Annotated in this window: 12 protein-coding genes; 6 read left to right on the forward strand and 6 right to left on the reverse strand. The window is 47.0% G+C overall.

The window, feature by feature from the left end:
* The first annotated feature begins 327 nt into the window (after positions 1-327).
* Together ELAC_RS05055 and ELAC_RS05060 are read left to right on the forward strand one after the other, a co-directional pair.
* Positions 328-939 carry a chalcone isomerase family protein gene (locus ELAC_RS05055; RefSeq protein WP_098038203.1) on the forward strand — a complete coding sequence of 204 codons (612 nt, stop codon included), beginning with the start codon at positions 328-330 and terminating at the stop codon, positions 937-939.
* A gap of 107 nt (positions 940-1046) precedes the next feature.
* Entirely contained in the window at positions 1047-1994 is a 948-nt protein-coding gene (locus ELAC_RS05060; RefSeq protein ID WP_158227813.1) for a histone deacetylase family protein, read from the forward strand.
* Between the two features lie 56 nt (positions 1995-2050).
* On the opposite strand, the gene ELAC_RS05065 is transcribed toward ELAC_RS05060, so the two are convergent.
* From ELAC_RS05065 to ELAC_RS05075, 3 genes are all read right to left on the reverse strand, one after another.
* Positions 2051-4240: an amidohydrolase family protein gene (locus ELAC_RS05065; protein WP_098038205.1), complete on the reverse strand. Its 2190-nt coding sequence runs from the start codon at positions 4238-4240 to the stop codon at positions 2051-2053.
* A gap of 464 nt (positions 4241-4704) precedes the next feature.
* Positions 4705-6798, reverse strand: coding sequence for a sodium-translocating pyrophosphatase (locus tag ELAC_RS05070; RefSeq protein ID WP_098038206.1), 2094 nt, complete (start codon positions 6796-6798; stop codon positions 4705-4707).
* Between the two features lie 618 nt (positions 6799-7416).
* Positions 7417-9396: an AAA family ATPase gene (locus ELAC_RS05075; RefSeq protein WP_098038207.1), complete on the reverse strand. Its 1980-nt coding sequence runs from the start codon at positions 9394-9396 to the stop codon at positions 7417-7419.
* 242 nt (positions 9397-9638) lie between these two features.
* On the opposite strand from ELAC_RS05075, the gene fumC reads away from it, so the two are divergent.
* The gene (gene fumC, locus ELAC_RS05085; protein ID WP_098038209.1) at positions 9639-11057 is read left to right on the forward strand and encodes a class II fumarate hydratase; all 1419 of its coding nucleotides are present in this window, start codon (positions 9639-9641) and stop codon (positions 11055-11057) included.
* 169 nt (positions 11058-11226) lie between these two features.
* Here fumC and ELAC_RS05090 read toward each other — a convergent pair whose 3' ends face one another.
* The gene (locus ELAC_RS05090; RefSeq protein ID WP_098038210.1) at positions 11227-11568 is read right to left on the reverse strand and encodes a phage holin family protein; all 342 of its coding nucleotides are present in this window, start codon (positions 11566-11568) and stop codon (positions 11227-11229) included.
* Between the two features lie 548 nt (positions 11569-12116).
* Between ELAC_RS05090 and msrB the strand changes: the two genes are divergently transcribed.
* Both msrB and ELAC_RS05100 read left to right on the forward strand, forming a co-directional pair.
* Complete coding sequence (gene msrB, locus ELAC_RS05095) at positions 12117-12644, forward strand: peptide-methionine (R)-S-oxide reductase MsrB (protein ID WP_239414385.1); 528 nt, start codon at positions 12117-12119, stop codon at positions 12642-12644.
* Between the two features lie 162 nt (positions 12645-12806).
* Positions 12807-13766, forward strand: a complete 960-nt coding sequence (locus ELAC_RS05100; RefSeq protein WP_098038211.1) for a hypothetical protein — start codon at positions 12807-12809, stop codon at positions 13764-13766.
* A gap of 355 nt (positions 13767-14121) precedes the next feature.
* Here ELAC_RS05100 and ELAC_RS05105 read toward each other — a convergent pair whose 3' ends face one another.
* Positions 14122-14706: a biotin transporter BioY gene (locus ELAC_RS05105; RefSeq protein WP_098038212.1), complete on the reverse strand. Its 585-nt coding sequence runs from the start codon at positions 14704-14706 to the stop codon at positions 14122-14124.
* Positions 14707-15267: 561 nt separating this feature from the next.
* Here ELAC_RS05105 and ELAC_RS05110 point away from each other — a divergent pair.
* Positions 15268-16803 (forward strand): hypothetical protein, encoded by a 1536-nt coding sequence (locus ELAC_RS05110; protein WP_143406446.1) that lies wholly within the window; start codon positions 15268-15270, stop codon positions 16801-16803.
* 51 nt (positions 16804-16854) lie between these two features.
* Here ELAC_RS05110 and ELAC_RS05115 read toward each other — a convergent pair whose 3' ends face one another.
* Positions 16855-17448, reverse strand: a complete 594-nt coding sequence (locus ELAC_RS05115) for an NADPH-dependent FMN reductase (RefSeq protein ID WP_098038214.1) — start codon at positions 17446-17448, stop codon at positions 16855-16857.
* Positions 17449-17661: the final 213 nt, after the last annotated feature.

Consider the following 17661-nt stretch of genomic DNA (forward strand, 5'->3'; position numbering starts at 1 on the left):
TATCTTATCGCTGTCAATTAACATTCCGAAGCTCAGAGACTTCGGTGTTTTGAGCTTAACGTTTTGTTCGTTTTACGCTCAAATCGAAGTACTAATCTACATGATGCCTACATTTTCACGCAAGCGACTTTCTTACGCACACCCTCTTTTTTTTCTATCTCTCTCATTTTCTGTCTATTCTGCGCCTTATTTCCTGTTTTAGCGGCACTGAAAAGGCAGAGCCCTTCTGCTCAAAACAGCGGTTTCCTTATCTTTAAGCCAATTCTTGCAACCAAATCCGCCACTCCATAAAGTGAGGTTGACACAAGTAATCTAACGAGGAGCTTTATGCAGAACATATTGAAGCAATTTATCTTGGGCGCAGCCCTATTCGCGGCTGGAGTGCTTTCATCGGAAGAAACGATAGCAGACAAGTCTACGGGAAAAACCTTCCCTGTGAATGTCTCTTTCTCTCATGGTGGAAAAGAGTGGAACCTGAACGCCACAGGCGTCTCCACGAGAACCAAGTTTTTTGTGAAAGTCTACAGCGTTGCCAGCTACATCCAAGAGGGCGCCGACTTAAACAAGAACAACGTCTTCAACCAGGCGCTCAATGACAATTTAGCCAAGCAGTTGACTCAGATCTGGGTCCGCGATGTCGATTCCAAGACAATCAAAGACGGTTATCAGGACACATTCAAGAAAGTGTTCTCCCAGGCTCAGCAGCAGGCACTGCAATCCCAAGAGGAACAGTTTTTGGGCTTCTTCAATGAAAATGCCAGTGTTAACGATAAGCACGTTCTGCGCTGGATCCCCGGAGGCATCATTGAAGTTGAGATCAATGGGGTAAAAAAAGGCGAAGTGCAAAGTCCTGAGTTTGCAAGGGCTGTCTGGAGCATTTGGCTTGGACCGAAGAGTGTAGTTAATAGAGCTCAGCTCGTCTCCCGAGTCGGCGGCTAAACACTTTCTCGCACCGTTGCCCGGGGGCATCCCCGGGCATCTAAACACTCCCCTGCTACAACTCTTTTCACCCCCGTCAAAATCAAACACCCACCCCGAGGATCTCCTTGGACTTCAAAGTAATCAGCGACTCACGATGCCTAAAGCATGAGACCCCCCTCTATCACCCCGAAAGTAAGCAGCGCTTTCTTACCGTCGAAAGAGCGCTCAGGGAAAAGGGCCTGCTCAACATCTCCGATCTTCCAACTCCCCGACTGGCAGCAATGGAAGACCTGCTGCTTTGCCACAGCCCACAGTACATCACAACACTGACCCACGAAATAGAGCGTTTGCGCGAGGGAGAGATCAATCTCCTTTCCACCGGAGACGTCTGGATAAGCCCCTTCAGCTTTCTTGCCGCAAAGGCTGCCGCCGGCTCTATGCTGGCCGCCGCCGACCATATCATGGGGGGTTACTGCCGCAAGGTGTTTGTCAACGCCCGCCCTCCTGGCCACCACGCCACTTCCGATGCCGGTATGGGATTTTGTCTAATCAACAACGTCGCGGTCGCCGCAGCGCACCTGCTCTACCGCCACCACCTGCAACGCCTGCTCGTTATTGACTGGGATGTTCATCACGGAAACGGCACACAAGATATCTTTTACAGAGATCCCAGGGTCTTTTACTTCAGCACCCATCAAGAGGGAATCTATCCCGGCACAGGGCTAGCCAGCGAACAGGGAGAGGGAGAGGGCGCCGGAACGACAATGAACAGGCCGGTCGCGGCCGGAAATGGGGCGTTTGCTAAGATTCAGTCCGCGTTTCAAGACTTGGAAGAGGCAATGGAAAAATATCAGCCTCAGTTTGTTTTGATATCCGCCGGCTTTGATGCCCATGAATTGGATCCCCTGGGGGGACTAAAACTCAAAACGGAAGACTTTGGCTGGATGACTACGAGAGCTTGCCTCTTAGCGAAGCGCTACGCCGAAGGAAGGATAATTTCTGTTCTTGAAGGGGGATATAGCCTCGATGGGTTATATTCTTCCATCAATATCCATCTTGAGGGGCTGATTTAATCAGCAACCCAAAAGAAAAGCTTTTGAAATGGTTGCCTAAGGGCAACCACCCAATTTTATTGCTCTTCCAGACGGATAACATTCTGAATCATCTCTCCCATCACCCACTCTTCAAACCTAATTAAGGCCAGCTCCAGCTTATACTGCTGCGCAGCCTTGGGTGAATTGGCAAGAATAGATTGCACGCGTTGACTTAGCTTGATGTCATCACAGCCCATAGTTCCTTTCTGGCACTCTTTAAGAAACAGGAAATCCTCTTTGAGATTGTAGTCCTCATCAAAGATCTCCTCTCCGGGAAGAAAACTATATTTGATCTGGTTGCGCGCCAGCCTTTTCAATTGGTCATACGACAGCTTATAGCGGGTTGCGGCAATTTTATATTCGTTGCCAAGAGAGCTGCCATTAACCCCCGCATCATCGGTATTGATTGTAACGGGAATCCCTTCATTCAAAAACTTTTTGAATGGGTGGCTTCCATTGACGACCTTTAGCGTCTTTTCATTGCTGGAAAAACAAGTTTCGACACAGATCTTTTTACTCTTCAAAAGAGCAAGAAGCTCGAACATGTTTTTGTCCTGGGATATGCAAACGGCATGTCCGATACGACTCGGATTTCCCAGTTTGATCGCCTTCCTGATCGCCCCTCTCATCGCCTGCTTCGGCACCAGTGCCTCTGTCAGTTCTCCCGCATGCAAGCTTAAGCGGACATCAGGCATTCGGTGCTGAAAGTAACGGATCATTTTCAGCTGCGCATCTCTGTTAGTCAGCGCATTCTCATGATGCTCCCGGCCCGAGATTACAATGCCGACAATCCGGGGATTTGGTCTTTCACGCTCTATCTGAACCAGTCTGAATGCGACGGCCAGATCCGCAAAGAAACTGGGCAAAGGCAATTCGCGGTTCACATCCACATTCAATTTAACAACAGTGGGATTGTTAAGGGAAAACAGCGAATCTTTGAAGCCATACTTGTGCAACTCCCTCGGGATGGCATCCGCTTCATCCAGGTAGAGAACATACTGTCTTGCCACAATATCAATGTACGTAAGAAGAATTTGCAGCTTATCGTCTAAAATCAGCTTTAACTCAACATCCTGTTCATCATCCTTGATCGGCAGTAATTTGTTATCAAAACGCTCTGCGGTAGGAAAGCTGTTCAAGTAAAGTGTCTTGCGGCAAAGCGTTTCGACCGGAATTTTTTCAGAGGATTGCGCGCATAACAAGTCGAGTCCTTCGGTTTGAGCGGGCGACGACAACTCAAAACGGCCCAGAATCGTATCCTCGTCCCATCGGCCCTGGCTTTGGGGCGGTTCTTTCAGAAGATCGAGGTCAAACTCAAAGCCCTTGCTCGTCTCAAGGTAAAATGTTTTCTGTTCATAGGCATCTTTAAGAAGCGGTGCCAGCAGCTGTGTCAGCTTCAGATATTTTTCTATGCTCTCAAATACTGGAAATGTTTCAAAAAAATGATGGTGGGTCAAACCGGTTTCTACTGTCTGTCCACGAGTCGTCGCTTTTTGATAATATTTAGTCTGCAAGGAGAAATTGGACATAATCTCGGCCGCGGTCAAGACACCGCTCGACGATGCGTCCCATTTATCTCTCTTTCTGAAAATGAATGTCTCGGGATCGCATACCAGATCCAGCGATACCGCGTAGCGCAAATAGGTGTTGGCATCAAGTGAACCGGTAAGATGGCAGTGTGTATCTCCGCCCTTGGGGAACACGCTTAGAAACTGAGTCAGATAGTGCTCGTCCACCATTATTTCCGTCAGAAACTGACCGACACCAAGTTCCCTGCTGGCCTGAGCGATGTGGCTAATTTGGGACAAAACTCTAGTGTCTATTGCCTGATCATCCCTTGCTTTGCCGTGCATTCCTTCCTTAGGACTTCCACTAGAGCCTCCCCGGGATATCACATAACAAATCGTGACAGGATCTTCGGCATCGTCGTCGCTCGATTCGGCAGAGATTCTTCCTACCAGCGAAACACTTTCATCACCAACGCGTGGGACATAGCAACCTATTCGATTTGTAAATTGACTTAGGGGCGAGGTACTGTGCGTGCTGTTGCCTGGCTGTGAGTAAACACCGCCTGTTCGCGTGATGCTAATGGGCGGCGTCCCTAAGGAGCTGGAAGTACCCTCCCCGGACGAGTTGTACCCTGGAAGAGGTCTTATCTCTAGCGATTGATGCAAAGGAGACTTTCCTTCCGACGAAAGAAAAGAGGTTTTTTCTGGAGACGACATACCCGGCTACCTGATATTAAAGTAATAAGTATATAGTTTACTAATTGATTCTTTGGTTCTTAGGGTCTAGTATTCACACTCTTGCCCAGACTGTCAATACTCGAATTGGAATCGGAGGAAAGGCCTTTGAGCGTCTCACGGGGAGCTCACCATTTGACGCTTATATCCTAAATTTCCAGTTTACCCCTTAATTCAGGGAACAGTATAAGCCACAAAGCGATTTAATGTAACGTACTTTATATCAAAACAATTGCTATTAAGTATATTATAAAAGATGATTAAAACTTTTTGAAATTCATTGAGCTTTGCGATGACACATCTGAGATGTGTCTTAGCATTTAGTTTTCGCCACCCTCAAAGCCAACACAAAATTTTGAGTAGTTTTCGGTATATTTAAGAACAAAAAAAAACAGCCCCCAATCGGGGGCTGTCACAGGCTTGTACTTTTGACTGAAGTAAAAGCTTTAAGCGCCGCGCGCAAGCATCGCTAGCAACAGAAGCGCAACGATGTTGGCGATCTTGATCATAGGATTGATCGCAGGGCCGGCCGTATCCTTATAAGGATCGCCCACCGTATCTCCGGTAACGGCGGCCTTATGCGCCTCAGACCCTTTGCCTCCATGGTATCCCTCTTCAATACGCTTTTTAGCGTTATCCCAGGCACCACCGCCGGAAGTCATCGACAGTCCTACAAACAGACCTGTTACGACGATTCCAAGAAGCATTGAACCCAAGGTAGCAAACGCCTCGGATCTTCCCGCCACATAATCGATCACAAAAAAGACCACTACAGGGGCAAGAACAGGGAGAAGTGAAGGAGCGATCATCTCTTTGATCGCCGACTTAGTCAATAGGTCAACCGCTCTGCCATAGTCGGGCTTTGCAGTCCCTTCCATCAGCCCTTTAATCTCTCTGAACTGACGTCTTACTTCAACCACCACAGAACCAGCAGCTCTGCCGACAGCCATCATGCTTAACGCTCCGAACAGGTAAGGCAGTAAGCCACCGATGAAGAGACCTACCACTACATAGGGGTTCTGCAGCTCAAACTGCGTCACAACCTTGGGGAAATAGTGCTGGAGGTCCTCTAAAAACGCAGAGAAAAGGACCAAGGCAGCAAGTCCCGCCGAGGCGATCGCATAACCTTTTGTCACCGCTTTTGTTGTGTTGCCCACTGCATCGAGCAGGTCGGTTGTTTCCCGTACCTCTTTCGGCAGGTGCGCCATTTCAGCAATGCCGCCTGCGTTATCGGTCACAGGACCGTAAGCGTCGAGCGCTACGATCATCCCTGCCAGTGCAAGCATTGTGGTCGCCGCCACGGCAACGCCATAGAGGTGGCCGTTGGCATACGACACCAAGATCGCTCCGCAAACGACAAGCACAGGAAGAGCTGTCGCTTCCATCGAAACCGCGATACCTTGGATAATATTAGTACCGTGGCCTGTTGTGGAGGCATCGGCAATACTCTTGACGGGTCTATACTTGCCTAAGGTGTAGTACTCCGTAATTTTCATGATCAGACCGGTTACCACAAGACCTGTCAAGGCACAGTAGAAAATATTCAAACCGGTGAATGTTGTCCCTTCAATAACAAAAGTGGTGTTGAATCCAATCATGGCATTGGTAACAAATCCAATTCCGAAAGCAGAAAAGACGGCTGTCGCGAACGAACCTTGGTACAAAGCAGCCATGATGTCTCTTGTTCTTCCCAACTTGACAAAGTAAGTACCAAATATAGAGGCTAATGTACAAATGCCGCCAATTGCCAAAGGATAGAACATCATCGTATCCATCAGGGGGGCGAGATCTCCTACGAACAGCACGCCTGCCAACAGCATCGTACCAACGATGGTCACAACATAGGTTTCAAAGAGGTCTGCCGCCATACCTGCGCAGTCTCCAACGTTGTCGCCTACGTTATCGGCGATTACCGCTGCGTTTCTTGGGTCATCTTCCGGGATGCCGGCTTCGATCTTACCCACAAGGTCCGCTCCAACGTCAGCGCCCTTAGTGAAAATCCCGCCGCCCAGTCTTGCAAAAATCGAGATCAAAGATGCGCCAAATCCAAGTGCCACGAGAGGCTCGAGAAGCGCGCGGTCGGCGTAACCCGACATTTTCAGATAGAGGTAATAGACTGTTAAGCCAATCAGGCCAAGACCGACAACCAACATTCCTGTGATTGCACCTGACTTGAAGGCTACATCAAGAGCCGGCTCCAAGCCGCCCTTGGCAGCTTCGGTCGTCCTGACGTTTGCCCTGACGGAAATATACATTCCCACATAGCCCGCTACTCCGGAAAGAACCGCTCCAATTAAAAAGCCGATACTTACAGACCAGCCGAGCACCCATGTCAAAAGGGCAAATATAGCGATACCAACTATCGTAATAACCTGGTATTGCCGGTTCAAATAAGCGCTGGCTCCTTCCTGGATTGCGGACGCAATTTTCTGCATCTCCGCTGTGCCTGCGCTAAGAGACAGGATAGAGCGGATCATGTAAATCCCATAGCCGATAGCTAAGAGTCCGCTCCCTATCACAAGAGCAAAGGATAAATTCATATTCTCCTCTTTATTCGTTTTGTTTTTTTGAAATTGATCACTGTCTTTAAAGATTTTCCACGATTTGAGATTGAGTTCATTTCGGTATAAGCAATACAGCTTAAAAAAGAAAAAATTTTCACTTTTTGTGGTAAAATGAACGCGCGAGAGGAAATTGCCTTATTTCAGAAGGCCCTAATTGAAAGAGGATAACGGTCAATGTATCACACCGAACGTGCTTCAAAATTTGGTCTTTGGCAACGAGAAAGCTCCCCAAAATGGAAGGACTGTAAGTCTCCTAATAGTAAAAGCTTGAGACGACTTGCATTCTTTCAATCTAGGGGCCTTTCTCAAAGCTCGCACGCCAATTATCGAGACGCTTTCGGTGCTAATTGATACTATGACCTTTGCTCTCTCTCTATCACAGCAACTTTCACGCAGGCGAAAAACCACTTATTGAGTTCATTTCACTACGAGAGACCATCCGCAAACAGATTTCGTCTGATTTCAGCCTACGGGCAGTCTGCAAAGTCAAGAGGATGCCATAACCTTACATTTATGAGGAGTCAAAATTGGAATGTAAACCCGGAGGCCATCAACCGCTTTAGCCTCCCATCTTTATTGTAAAAAACTTTTCGATCACTGATCGATCTGCATCCCAATTTTCATTTTGGCAAGCGTCTGATCGACCACTGCTTGTGTGACCTTAACGAAGACTCTCTCCCCCTCACTTTCGCTCAAGTTGCCAATTGCCCCATCCATGTCGTCCATCACCTTCTCCAAGGTAGGAAGATGATATTCCATATCCAGAAAGAGACCCAGACCCTCCCTCTCTTTATGGGAGGAAGGCCCCTGCTCTACCGCCGATATCGTTTCATGAAGAGAACTAAACAGAGCGCGGCGGGTCGCAGCTACCTTTTTATAGTTTTTCAACATCTCCCCAATCCGACGATTCTCGCTCTCTTCCCTGCTCGCATCCCGAATTTCACGCCCCTGTCCCTTCCGCTTCGGCTTGACGGATTGGATACTTTCAGTGGCATGAAGCCTTACCGCCTCTACCTCCGCATGCAGATCGCTGAGTTTTTTAGTTTTCCAACTCTCCTCAAACACCTTTGCCACTGAAGATATACAGAGGTCGAGAACCGACAAAGCGAAAGCCGGTTGCCCCTTCTTCTTAAAATCTTCATCCTCTTCTATTTTTGTCAGCAGGTACTCGAGCACCTCTGTTTCGGCAAAAACATGGGAGGAAGAGGCTTGCTGTCTTTTGAGAAGGATCTGTAAAAGGGCTTCACGTTCGATCGATTTGATCTCCATCAAATTAAACCTTCGTAAAAAGGCAGGGTCTCCCTTTGGTTTATCCGCCTCGGCTTCAGCTCCTCCCCCAGCAATATGCTCTTTGAACTCATGGTCCGTAGTCGCTGCAACGCACATCAGATCAGGTCTATCAAGCAACGGCTTTAAAAAATCAGACAGGGAGCTTTTGTTTTTCAGTGCGACATGCACCTCGTCAAAAAACAGGATCACTTGGTCGAGCCTTCTGATCCGGTTGAGAAGAACCTTCATCTGATCGGCGTAACCGAAAAATCCTCCCGATACCAAGCTTGCCGTGTTGACCAAAAACACTTTCCTGCCTTTGAGCGAATCGGGCACATCACCGCGCGCGATCCTTCGGGCAACCCCTTTAACAATCTCTGTTTTACCCACCCCCGATTTTCCAACCAGCAAGACATGATTCTTCTGCTTACACTCCTTGTTATCGAGCATGTGGATCATTTCATCGATTTCCGCCTCTCGCCCGATGACTTGACCTATACGCCCCTGTAGAGCATCCAGTGTCAAGTTCGATTCGCAATGCGGCAAAGTATCGGGACACGGCCTTAGAAAACGGATATATATCGTCATCAGCACCATTAAAACAGCGACCACACCGGCTGTGATGGCATAAACTTCAAGGCCCGCTGCGGGAAGGAATAATTTGATCAGAACCGAAATCACCGCCGGTATCATGAAAAATTTGTAGTAGATATCGAGCATCGCCTGAGCTTCCCATGCCGACTGAGGATCTTTACCGACATCGAAAAGAGTAAAGGCGATGAGGAAGATATCGATGATGTTGGTCAAAAAGCTGACAAAGGCCTTCCAGATTTTCGTGATCTCCCACGACTGATCTTTAAATTCCACTTCACTTTCGACCAACTTAAGTTTGCAGTCAGCAAGATAATCTGCAACATCTTGCAAGCCCTCATATTTATCCTGTATGATAGCTTTTACCGCTTCTAAATCGAGGCAGTCAGAAACCCATTTGGGCGCGCCCTCCCCTCCCCTTTCTGCACTCACCAGCCAAGCGGCCATCAAAAACAGATCCAGCGAGCCTGGTTTTAGCTTGGCAAGCTCTTCTTTTAACAGCTCTTTGCATTCTCTATCCGGCTCCTGTTGCAGCAGATTTTGCAGCAACTCTTTTAGATTCGAAAGGTCTATCGACTCGCTGCTTTCGTCCAAACTTCTTAACGCCCTAAAGAAGTTCTCCCAATCGGACTTATCGATCGTTTCCTGACGAAAGGAAGAAGCCTGAAAAGGAACGAAAAGACGATCCGCGGTGCTAATTTGTGCAGTGGACATAATAGGTTGATCCTAAAGTTAGCGGTTAAAGAAGCAGGTCAAAGGGCCGTAGCAAGTCCTGCCCGGCCAAGACACGAAAATGCAGAGCGAAAAACTCCATAAAACAGAGACAGAAAATCATATCTAAAGCACGGAAACCAAGAAAGGAATATCTCTCTGGATTTGTTTCAAATTTTATGTTAACGCATAAAGTGAGTGAACTCACCCTTTGACCGCAAAATATATTTTGAAAGGAGCCCCCCATGAAAGAAACCTGTGAAACCAAGACCCGTAAAGAAAAAGACTCCATGGGCGAGGTCGAAGTAGCCGAAAGCGCATACTGGGGAGCGCAAACGCAAAGGTCGCTCGAACATTTTAAGATCGGATCCAAGTCAATGCCGAAAGACCTCATCATAGCGTTCGGCATTTTAAAAAAAGCGGCCGCTAAAGCCAACTTGGAACTGAAACTTCTCGATGAAGAAAAGGCTCGTTTGATTGTGCGGGCAGCCAATGAGATCATCGAAGAAAAATTGATGAACCATTTTCCCTTAAGTGTCTTTCAAACAGGTAGCGGCACCCAAACCAACATGAATGTCAACGAAGTGATCGCCAACAGGGCAATCGAAGAGGCCGGAGGAGTACGCGGAAGCAAAAATCCCATCCATCCCAACGATCATGTGAACATGTCCCAATCATCGAATGACACTTTTCCGACAGCAATGCATATCGCTGCTGTAATGGCAGTTAAAAAAAGCTTGTTACCCGCTCTTGAATCTCTTCAAAAGTCTTTACAAAAGAAGGAAAGAGAATTTGCACATATCATCAAAATTGGCCGGACGCATTTAATGGATGCGGTGCCGATCACTTTGGGGCAGGAATTTTCAGGGTATATCGCCCAGCTTAAATTTGCCGAGGAAGCCATCGTCAACTCTCTGACAGGACTCTACCCGTTGGCGCTTGGAGGGACAGCTGTCGGGACGGGAATCAATGCCCATCCCCGTTTTGCATCGATTGCGACCGAGGAGATCGCAAAAGAAACAAAAGAGCCCTTTAGATCAGCCGAAAACAAATTTGCAGCCTTAAGCTCGCACGATCCTTTCATCGTAGCGGGAGCTGCCCTTAAAACCTTGGCATCCGCCCTTATGAAAATCGCCAACGATATCCGCTGGATGGGTTCCGGGCCAAGAGCCGGCCTTAACGAGCTACTTCTTCCCGAAAATGAACCGGGATCTTCCATCATGCCTGGGAAAGTGAATCCCACGCAATGTGAAGCGCTGACAATGGCAGCTTGTCAAGTTTACGGAAACGAGCTCTCCATCAGCATGGCAGCCTCGCAAGGCAATTTTGAGCTAAACGTCTACAAACCCCTCATTATCCACAACTACCTGGAGGCACTCTATCTTTTGTCGGATGCCATTCGGAGCTTCGAGAAACATCTGATCGAGGGTTTAAAGGCAAACATCAAGACGATGGAAGGTTATCTTGAAAGGTCTCTCATGCTTGTCACTGCTTTGTCGCCCAAGATCGGATACGACAAAGCCGCTCAAATCGCCCACACCGCCCATCATGATGGATTATCGCTTAAAGAGGCCGCGCTGAAAACAGGCTATCTTACAGAGAAAGAATTTGAACAGTGGGTGCGCCCTGAGGCGATGCTCGGACCTGCCGAAGAAAAAAGATAGATTTACCGAAAACTGGCTCAAGATTTGGGCTTGGCAACGAGAAAGATCCCCAAGATTGAAAGTCACCTAATATGAGAAATATGAGGTGGCTTACGATCATTCAATCGCGAGAGTTTTCTCAAAGCCCACATCCCAAGTTTTGAGATACTTTCGGTATAAGCATCCCACTTTAGAATCTGTAGGTGATCGAATGAATAAAGCTGTTGATTAATGACAGCACAAGAGCAAACGCAAGAGCCCACCAAAAGCCATCCACTACAAATCCGGGTACAATCGAACTGACAAGCAGCACGAGGCCTCCAAGGATTACAAACGTAAATAAGCCCAGAGTCAAAATATTGATCGGAAGTGTCAGAATGAGAATGATCGGTCTGATAAAGGTGTTGATGACTCCTAAAACCACAGCAACAACAAGAGCGGTCCAGTAGTCTTTTAAATGAATGCCCGGAAGGATGTAAGCCGTAACGAATACTGCTAAACTATTCAACAGCAGCGCGATTATAATACCCATTTGCCTCCAAGGATGTTTCTTTTTTAGAGCGGGTTTAGAGCCTATCGTAACCGGATGTGCATCAAACTTCGTGTTTGAGACAACTCCATTACATTACTCAATCTGAAGCTTTTACCATTCGACAATATCCTTCGGACAGAAGAGGCGCCCTATCCATGTAGGTCTCTGTCAGCCTTAGAAGCCTGCTTGCAGCAAGTTGTGAACTCAAAGCTTTAACGCACACGCTCACTTAAGCCTAACGCCTCTGATAATTGCAAGCAAATAGAAAGGTGGGAGACTCCCTCCGGCATTGTGCTAACGGATTTGGACTTGTGCTAGATTTGAAATCGGATGATTTGCTAATGCATGCGAGCTATCAGGGTCTGGTACACCGCAAGCGTCTCAAAATTCGAGATTTTGGAGATTTGGTAGGCTTTTGAACCGACGCCTCAATCCTTTTGCTGTGAATTTACGAGGGACAAAGACCTCTGATGATGAAATCTTGAGACTTGCAAAGTTTTAATGCGCATGGCAAAAGGAAATTTCGTACATGACAGACAGGCGGCGCTATGACTTTTCAGCAGGGACTCATCTTAGTCCTGATCAGTATCACACTCCTTCTCACATGGTATATTTTCAGTAATAACTACCTTAGGGACAAAAAGCTAAAGATGGATGACAGCAAACCTCTTTTCAAAGAGAAAATCTCCCTTTCCGATGAGGAGTGGAGGAACAGGCTTCCAGAAAATCGATACCACGTTCTACGACAGGCTGGAACAGAACAGGCTTTCAGCGGTGATTTGTGGGATGAAAAGAAAGAAGGCACTTATTATTGTGCCGGTTGTGGTTTACCCCTCTTTACGTCAGAGGCGAAGTTCGATTCAGGCACAGGGTGGCCAAGCTTTTTCAAGCCGATCAATCAAGAACACGTCGCACTGAAGGATGATTACAAATTATTTGCCAGAAGAACCGAGGTACGCTGCGCCCGGTGCGAATCTCATCTCGGACACGTCTTTGACGACGGTCCCGCGCCAACCGGTAAACGTTACTGCATGAATTCCCTCTCCCTGCAGTTTAAGGAAGAGGAAAGCCCTTAGAAACTTTCCATAAACTGAAATCGTATAATTCGAGTTTGTGGACAGCCTCTTAGAACCTGGCTGCATGCTTTCACTATAGGTTTACCGCTAATCCGACACTCTTGAGACACTTTGGCATGTATGTTTCTTTATAATCTTAAGCTTATTTAGAAGGTTAAGCATATGTCAGTTGAAACACCCCGTTTGCTGATTGAGTACGGCCAGTCCCAATCCGATACACAAGAGAAACGGACAGCACTATCACCACAGGATAAACTAAGCTGCATTGTATCCGTGATCCAGCAAGCTCCCAGCGAGGCTCATTTCCAGGGATGGAGAAGCCATAGCGTTATTGAAGACTATTCGGGTGATCCATCCGCTTGCGGCCCCTTCTTCAACCAATTTCAAGGGCGTGACGATCCCAGTTATTTTTTTGCAGCCAGGCTGAAAGCATATATCGAACAGCTAGAAAGAGAAGTCCACAGCAGTAAACGAGAAAATGAAAGATTGCTTCATAGTGAGCAGGCCCTAAAGAAGCTTGTCGAGAGATCACTTAACGAAGTTGTCGCCAAACTCAATGAAAGGCTGCTCTCGTTTATTACCTCATCATCGCCTCGCGTTGCAGAGGTGCTCCGAAAGGCTAAAAAAGAAGAAGGAGTCGATCTTGAACTCCTGCTCAAGGAGCTGCGTCTCTTGGAGAGCGAAGCTCTTATCAACAACTGGATACTCATCGAACAGCCTGCGAATGCGGAGGATCTCACCTTATCGGCTTATGAAAAACAAGAGTTTGGGTATCAGCTCATTTCACTGGAAGTGCCTCAGACAGAGCTTAGCAGCTTGATTGAAGATATCACGGCGATCAAAGGGTTTCTCTCCAAGGAAGGCGACCCGGAAATCACTCTTCCCCCACCGGCTCCAGGCAATATGGAGATCATTCTGCGGGGGCTGCTAAAAGCCCTGCGCTTCGTTGGAGAGGCCAGCTTCTATGGCCTGACTTCGCTTTTCTCCGTCTACAGAGAAGTGATTAGAGCGGCCACTTTTTTTGGTGTGGCCACTGTTGTGCTGCAAAGTCCCTGGACACCCGTCACACAAGCAGTTGGAGGACTTCTGATCGGAATAGCACGAAACGCTCTTCATGTCTAGGCCAAGCCCTCCCCCCATTTTCATGAAAATACTATGCTTTGACCGCATCTTAGTCTGCCCGGCTGTTGGATTGACTCATTCCTAACTATTGCGTGAGCATTGCCATCTCCACCCGCCCTTCTTCCCGCAAACAATTTGTGAACAGAGTCGGCACGTTAAAAAAATGTAGAGTGGTACAGTCACCAAACAATGTTGATGTCGAGTCGAGGTCTATAGATGGGTGCAGCAAAGCTGGTAGATTTGGCGCTTAGCTAAAACACTAAGAACCGGTACTAAGGGAATGTCAACGGATTTGGTCGTTTACAGGCTTTAAAACCCACCCGAGAGGGGTGGGTTTAAAAAAGGGGGGAATCGATTAGATGAAAAAGCGTTTTACGAAATCAATCGGTTTTTCGAGTGAAGCTGCAGCGATCAGCTTAAGAACGCTTCCAACCACAAAGGGAACAACCCCGAGCAAGATGGCATTTTCGAAACCGACGAAAAAGGACAGAACTGTCGCGCCCAAAATATAAATCACGGCTTCACCTGCAAAAAGAGCAGTCATCGTCCAGAGAAAACTTCTGTTTTGCTTCATCTCGAGCAGGGATGAAGAGACAAAGACAGCCGCAACGAAACCGATTAAATAGCCGGCTGTCGGAGAGATTGCCCATAGAGGTTGTACAGCTCCTCCGGCGAGTACAGGCAAACCTAGGGTGGCTTGCATTAAGTAAGCCAAAACGGCACACAGTGCTTCTTTTTTGCCCAGCGTCAAGGCGAGCAACATGACTCCGAAAGTCTGCATGGATACAGGAACAGGATTGAAGGGCAAAGGGATTGCGATCTGCGCCATACCGGCTAGAAAAATGCTTCCCGCAGCGATCGTGAGTACCTTCTTCCAAACTGACTTTTCGGCATTGAGGGCCTCTCTCTCTTTATCGAGACTGATAATTGTAGATTTCATCGGTTCACCTTAAGGTTAGAGCTTTCCACCATAGACTAAAAAGGACTGAGGATCGGGCTTTATCGCGGTATTGGGGGATGTTTAGAACCTGTCAAAACAGACACCTTTCCCTGACATAACTCTCTTTTGCAGTTGTCATATGCAAAACACCGCTTCCGCAAAGAAGAAAAAGCCTCGCTTCCAGTTCTTTTCTCCTGGTACAAGCCGGATCATATCGGTTGCCATTCATAGGCAACTTAAAAAACCAGCCGCAGCCAGTGCTACTTTGTTGTTTACGTGTAATATAGGGAGAGGCGCCAATATTTAGCAATGTGCAAAACAACTTTTTAATAGCTAAAAGCCAGAGCTAAGTGAAAGAAAATCATGCGACTTTTACTTTCCGGCCATCTTTTAGGATAGATATGCTCGGTCAACGCCGCTCCTTCTTGTAAAGCTGAAATTGAATTTGCCAAAATGGCTCTTTCAAATTATACCAACTCTTAGATACCGACAGCAGAACCTGGCCAAAATTGGACTGGCATCGGTTTTAATTGAAATAAACGAAAACACCGGCAGACAAAAATGGCAATGGACCGCCTGATCAGAGAGTTAGAGAGTGGCGATCTCCACCTTCGCGATCAATGGCAATTCGAGTTGAAGTCGGAATTTATTCCCTCCGAAGACCCCAAAAAGAACAGGTATATTCAAGAATTTTTCATTTTCATCCCGAATTCCCTGCAAATCAACGACACAACGTATCAAAAGCAGGATTTTTATAGGGATCAAAGTACCTATATTCGCTATAAAACTCCCATTTTTACATTCCAGGAACTTTGTGACCGACACAACAAACGCTCGCCCCTCCAACGTTTGTTTCTGCTAATGCAATCAAACGATTTAGAGGAGGCCGTTCCTAAGCTGGAAGATGAGCTCAAGCTCCTGGCCAATGTATTCCGCAGCACTCTAAGAATGCGCATCCATTCTCTATTTAAAACCCTGACCCAGACAGAGCACCAAACGGTCAGTGAGGCAATCTCTTCATTTGCGGCTGATTTGAAGGCGTTGGAAGAGGATCTCACTTTATTTCGCCTGCAATTTGATGAGTTGACACTTCTGATACAGACCAAGTGCACGATCGCCTCCATCTGCCAGCATCTTTTCTATGTCGAAGAGTTCATGTCCCACACTGTCTCCTACTATTTCACCGGATTATTAAAAAGAATTCGGGAAATCAACAGCGACAAATTCCCCGATTCGGAACTGCTGACGGAGAATCTCCTCATCAAAGAAAAACAAAGAAGGAAAGGCATCATTCCGGAACCTGAAGAGGTTCAACACGACCTGGAAAAGAGCGAATACATCTTTTACAGACACGGACTCATCAATAAATATGTTGCAGACGCTCTCCTTCTAAACGTGATCCGCTCATCGCCCGATACCGGTCTTCAGCATCTCATCGGCAGCTTAGCGGCCTTTGTGGCCATGTTTTTTTTCTTTGTTCTCTTCATCTGGCAGGGCCGGGTTTTTATCATCAACTCTGAACCCTTCATTTTAGCCACCGTGGTTTTATATGTCCTCAAGGACCGAATAAAAGAATCCTTAAGGAATGTCTCCTACAGAAAGGCGGTGAAGTGGTTCCCCGATTTCAAGACAGAGATTAAATCACCTGATGAAAAGGTTTACCTAGGAGTTCTCTCTGAATCATTCACCTTTATCAAAGAAAAAAATCTGTCTGAAGATATCAGACGGGCGCGCAACAAAGAGTTCCATGTCATCTTAGAGGATCTGAAACGCTCGGAAAGCATCATGCACTTTAAAAAAACTATCCAGATGCTTGAAGGTGGAAAAAAAGACGCTCGACGCAATAGCTTAAACGCAATTTTTAGGTTCAACATTCAACGATTCCTGCTCAAGGCAGACAACCCCTTCCAAGGGTATTTTACAATCGATGACATCACGCGGGAGTTTCAATTCCTGCACCTGCCAAAAGTCTATCACATCAATATCATTGTGAAAAATTCAGCTTACAATGAGAAGGGAGAGCTTGTCTCGGAAATCAAAAAATTCCGGTTAATAGCCGATAAAAACGGCATCAAGCGGATTGAGCAAGTTAAGTAGCTGCCGAAAGAGCCATTGCGAGGCTCTTTCGGCGCATTATCGATCAAGGGCCTAAGCCGGATACCCCTTAAGCTTCTTAAGAACTTCTGTCAGACTTTTGCCCACGTTGAGAAGCGACTCCTGCTTTTTTGAATCTTTGAGATCGCCCTTTTCATCAAAGTTCAGATCCGGCCCAGGAACTGAGACCTGATCGGGTATGACCAATACGTTGATGTTCCCTAAGATTGCCCGCAGATGAACAAGTCCCCTCAAGCCTCCCAGACCTCCGGGCGAAGCGCTGATGATCGCCGCCGTTTTACCGATGAAGCACTCCAGGTAGGCCTTTTCATCCGGATGGGGTCTTGAAACCCAGTCGAGAGTATTCTTCAGCACGCCCGAGATGGAGCTGTTATATTCCGGAGAAGCGATTAGAAAGCCATCAGCCTCCCTGAACATTTTTTTCAGCCTCATGGCCATGGGTGGAATACCGAATTTGGCTTCTTCATCTTGGTTTAAAAGGGGTAGAGAATATTCAGACAGGTCGATTAGGTTCACTTCCGCTCCAGCTTCTTTCGCTCCTTTGACGGCAATTTTCAATATTTTTTTATTGAAAGAATCAGCTCTTAGGCTGCCGGCAAAAGCCAGTATCTTCGGTCCTCGTTTCATCTCTCACCAACTCCTGTGTCTTAGAGACTGCATTTAAACTCAAATCAGTATGCTTTACCGCTGAATTGCCCTATAAACGAAAGAGCCTTAAATTTTGCATTAAGGCTTTGAACAAGACTCGACATCAATGGGAACTCACGCTTTTCGAGCGATATCTTCTAAACTTTTCCAAAAAAGGCCCTTATTTCATAGAATACTGGTTTTCAAAGCTCC

It is taken from the genome of Estrella lausannensis (assembly GCF_900000175.1).
Taxonomy (GTDB): domain Bacteria; phylum Chlamydiota; class Chlamydiia; order Chlamydiales; family Criblamydiaceae; genus Estrella; species Estrella lausannensis.

Bases quoted from the DNA above. Each gene is read 5' to 3' on its own strand.
- ELAC_RS05055 (WP_098038203.1), top strand. From the start codon at position 328: ATGCAGAACATATTGAAGCAATTTATCTTGGGCGCAGCCCTATTCGCG.
- ELAC_RS05065 (WP_098038205.1), bottom strand. From the start codon at position 4,240: ATGTCGTCTCCAGAAAAAACCTCTTTTCTTTCGTCGGAAGGAAAGTCT.
- ELAC_RS05070 (WP_098038206.1), bottom strand. From the start codon at position 6,798: ATGAATTTATCCTTTGCTCTTGTGATAGGGAGCGGACTCTTAGCTATC.
- ELAC_RS05075 (WP_098038207.1), bottom strand. From the start codon at position 9,396: ATGTCCACTGCACAAATTAGCACCGCGGATCGTCTTTTCGTTCCTTTT.
- fumC (WP_098038209.1), top strand. From the start codon at position 9,639: ATGAAAGAAACCTGTGAAACCAAGACCCGTAAAGAAAAAGACTCCATG.
- ELAC_RS05090 (WP_098038210.1), bottom strand. From the start codon at position 11,568: ATGGGTATTATAATCGCGCTGCTGTTGAATAGTTTAGCAGTATTCGTT.
- msrB (WP_239414385.1), top strand. From the start codon at position 12,117: ATGACTTTTCAGCAGGGACTCATCTTAGTCCTGATCAGTATCACACTC.
- ELAC_RS05100 (WP_098038211.1), top strand. From the start codon at position 12,807: ATGTCAGTTGAAACACCCCGTTTGCTGATTGAGTACGGCCAGTCCCAA.
- ELAC_RS05105 (WP_098038212.1), bottom strand. From the start codon at position 14,706: ATGAAATCTACAATTATCAGTCTCGATAAAGAGAGAGAGGCCCTCAAT.
- ELAC_RS05110 (WP_143406446.1), top strand. From the start codon at position 15,268: ATGGCAATGGACCGCCTGATCAGAGAGTTAGAGAGTGGCGATCTCCAC.
- ELAC_RS05115 (WP_098038214.1), bottom strand. From the start codon at position 17,448: ATGAAACGAGGACCGAAGATACTGGCTTTTGCCGGCAGCCTAAGAGCT.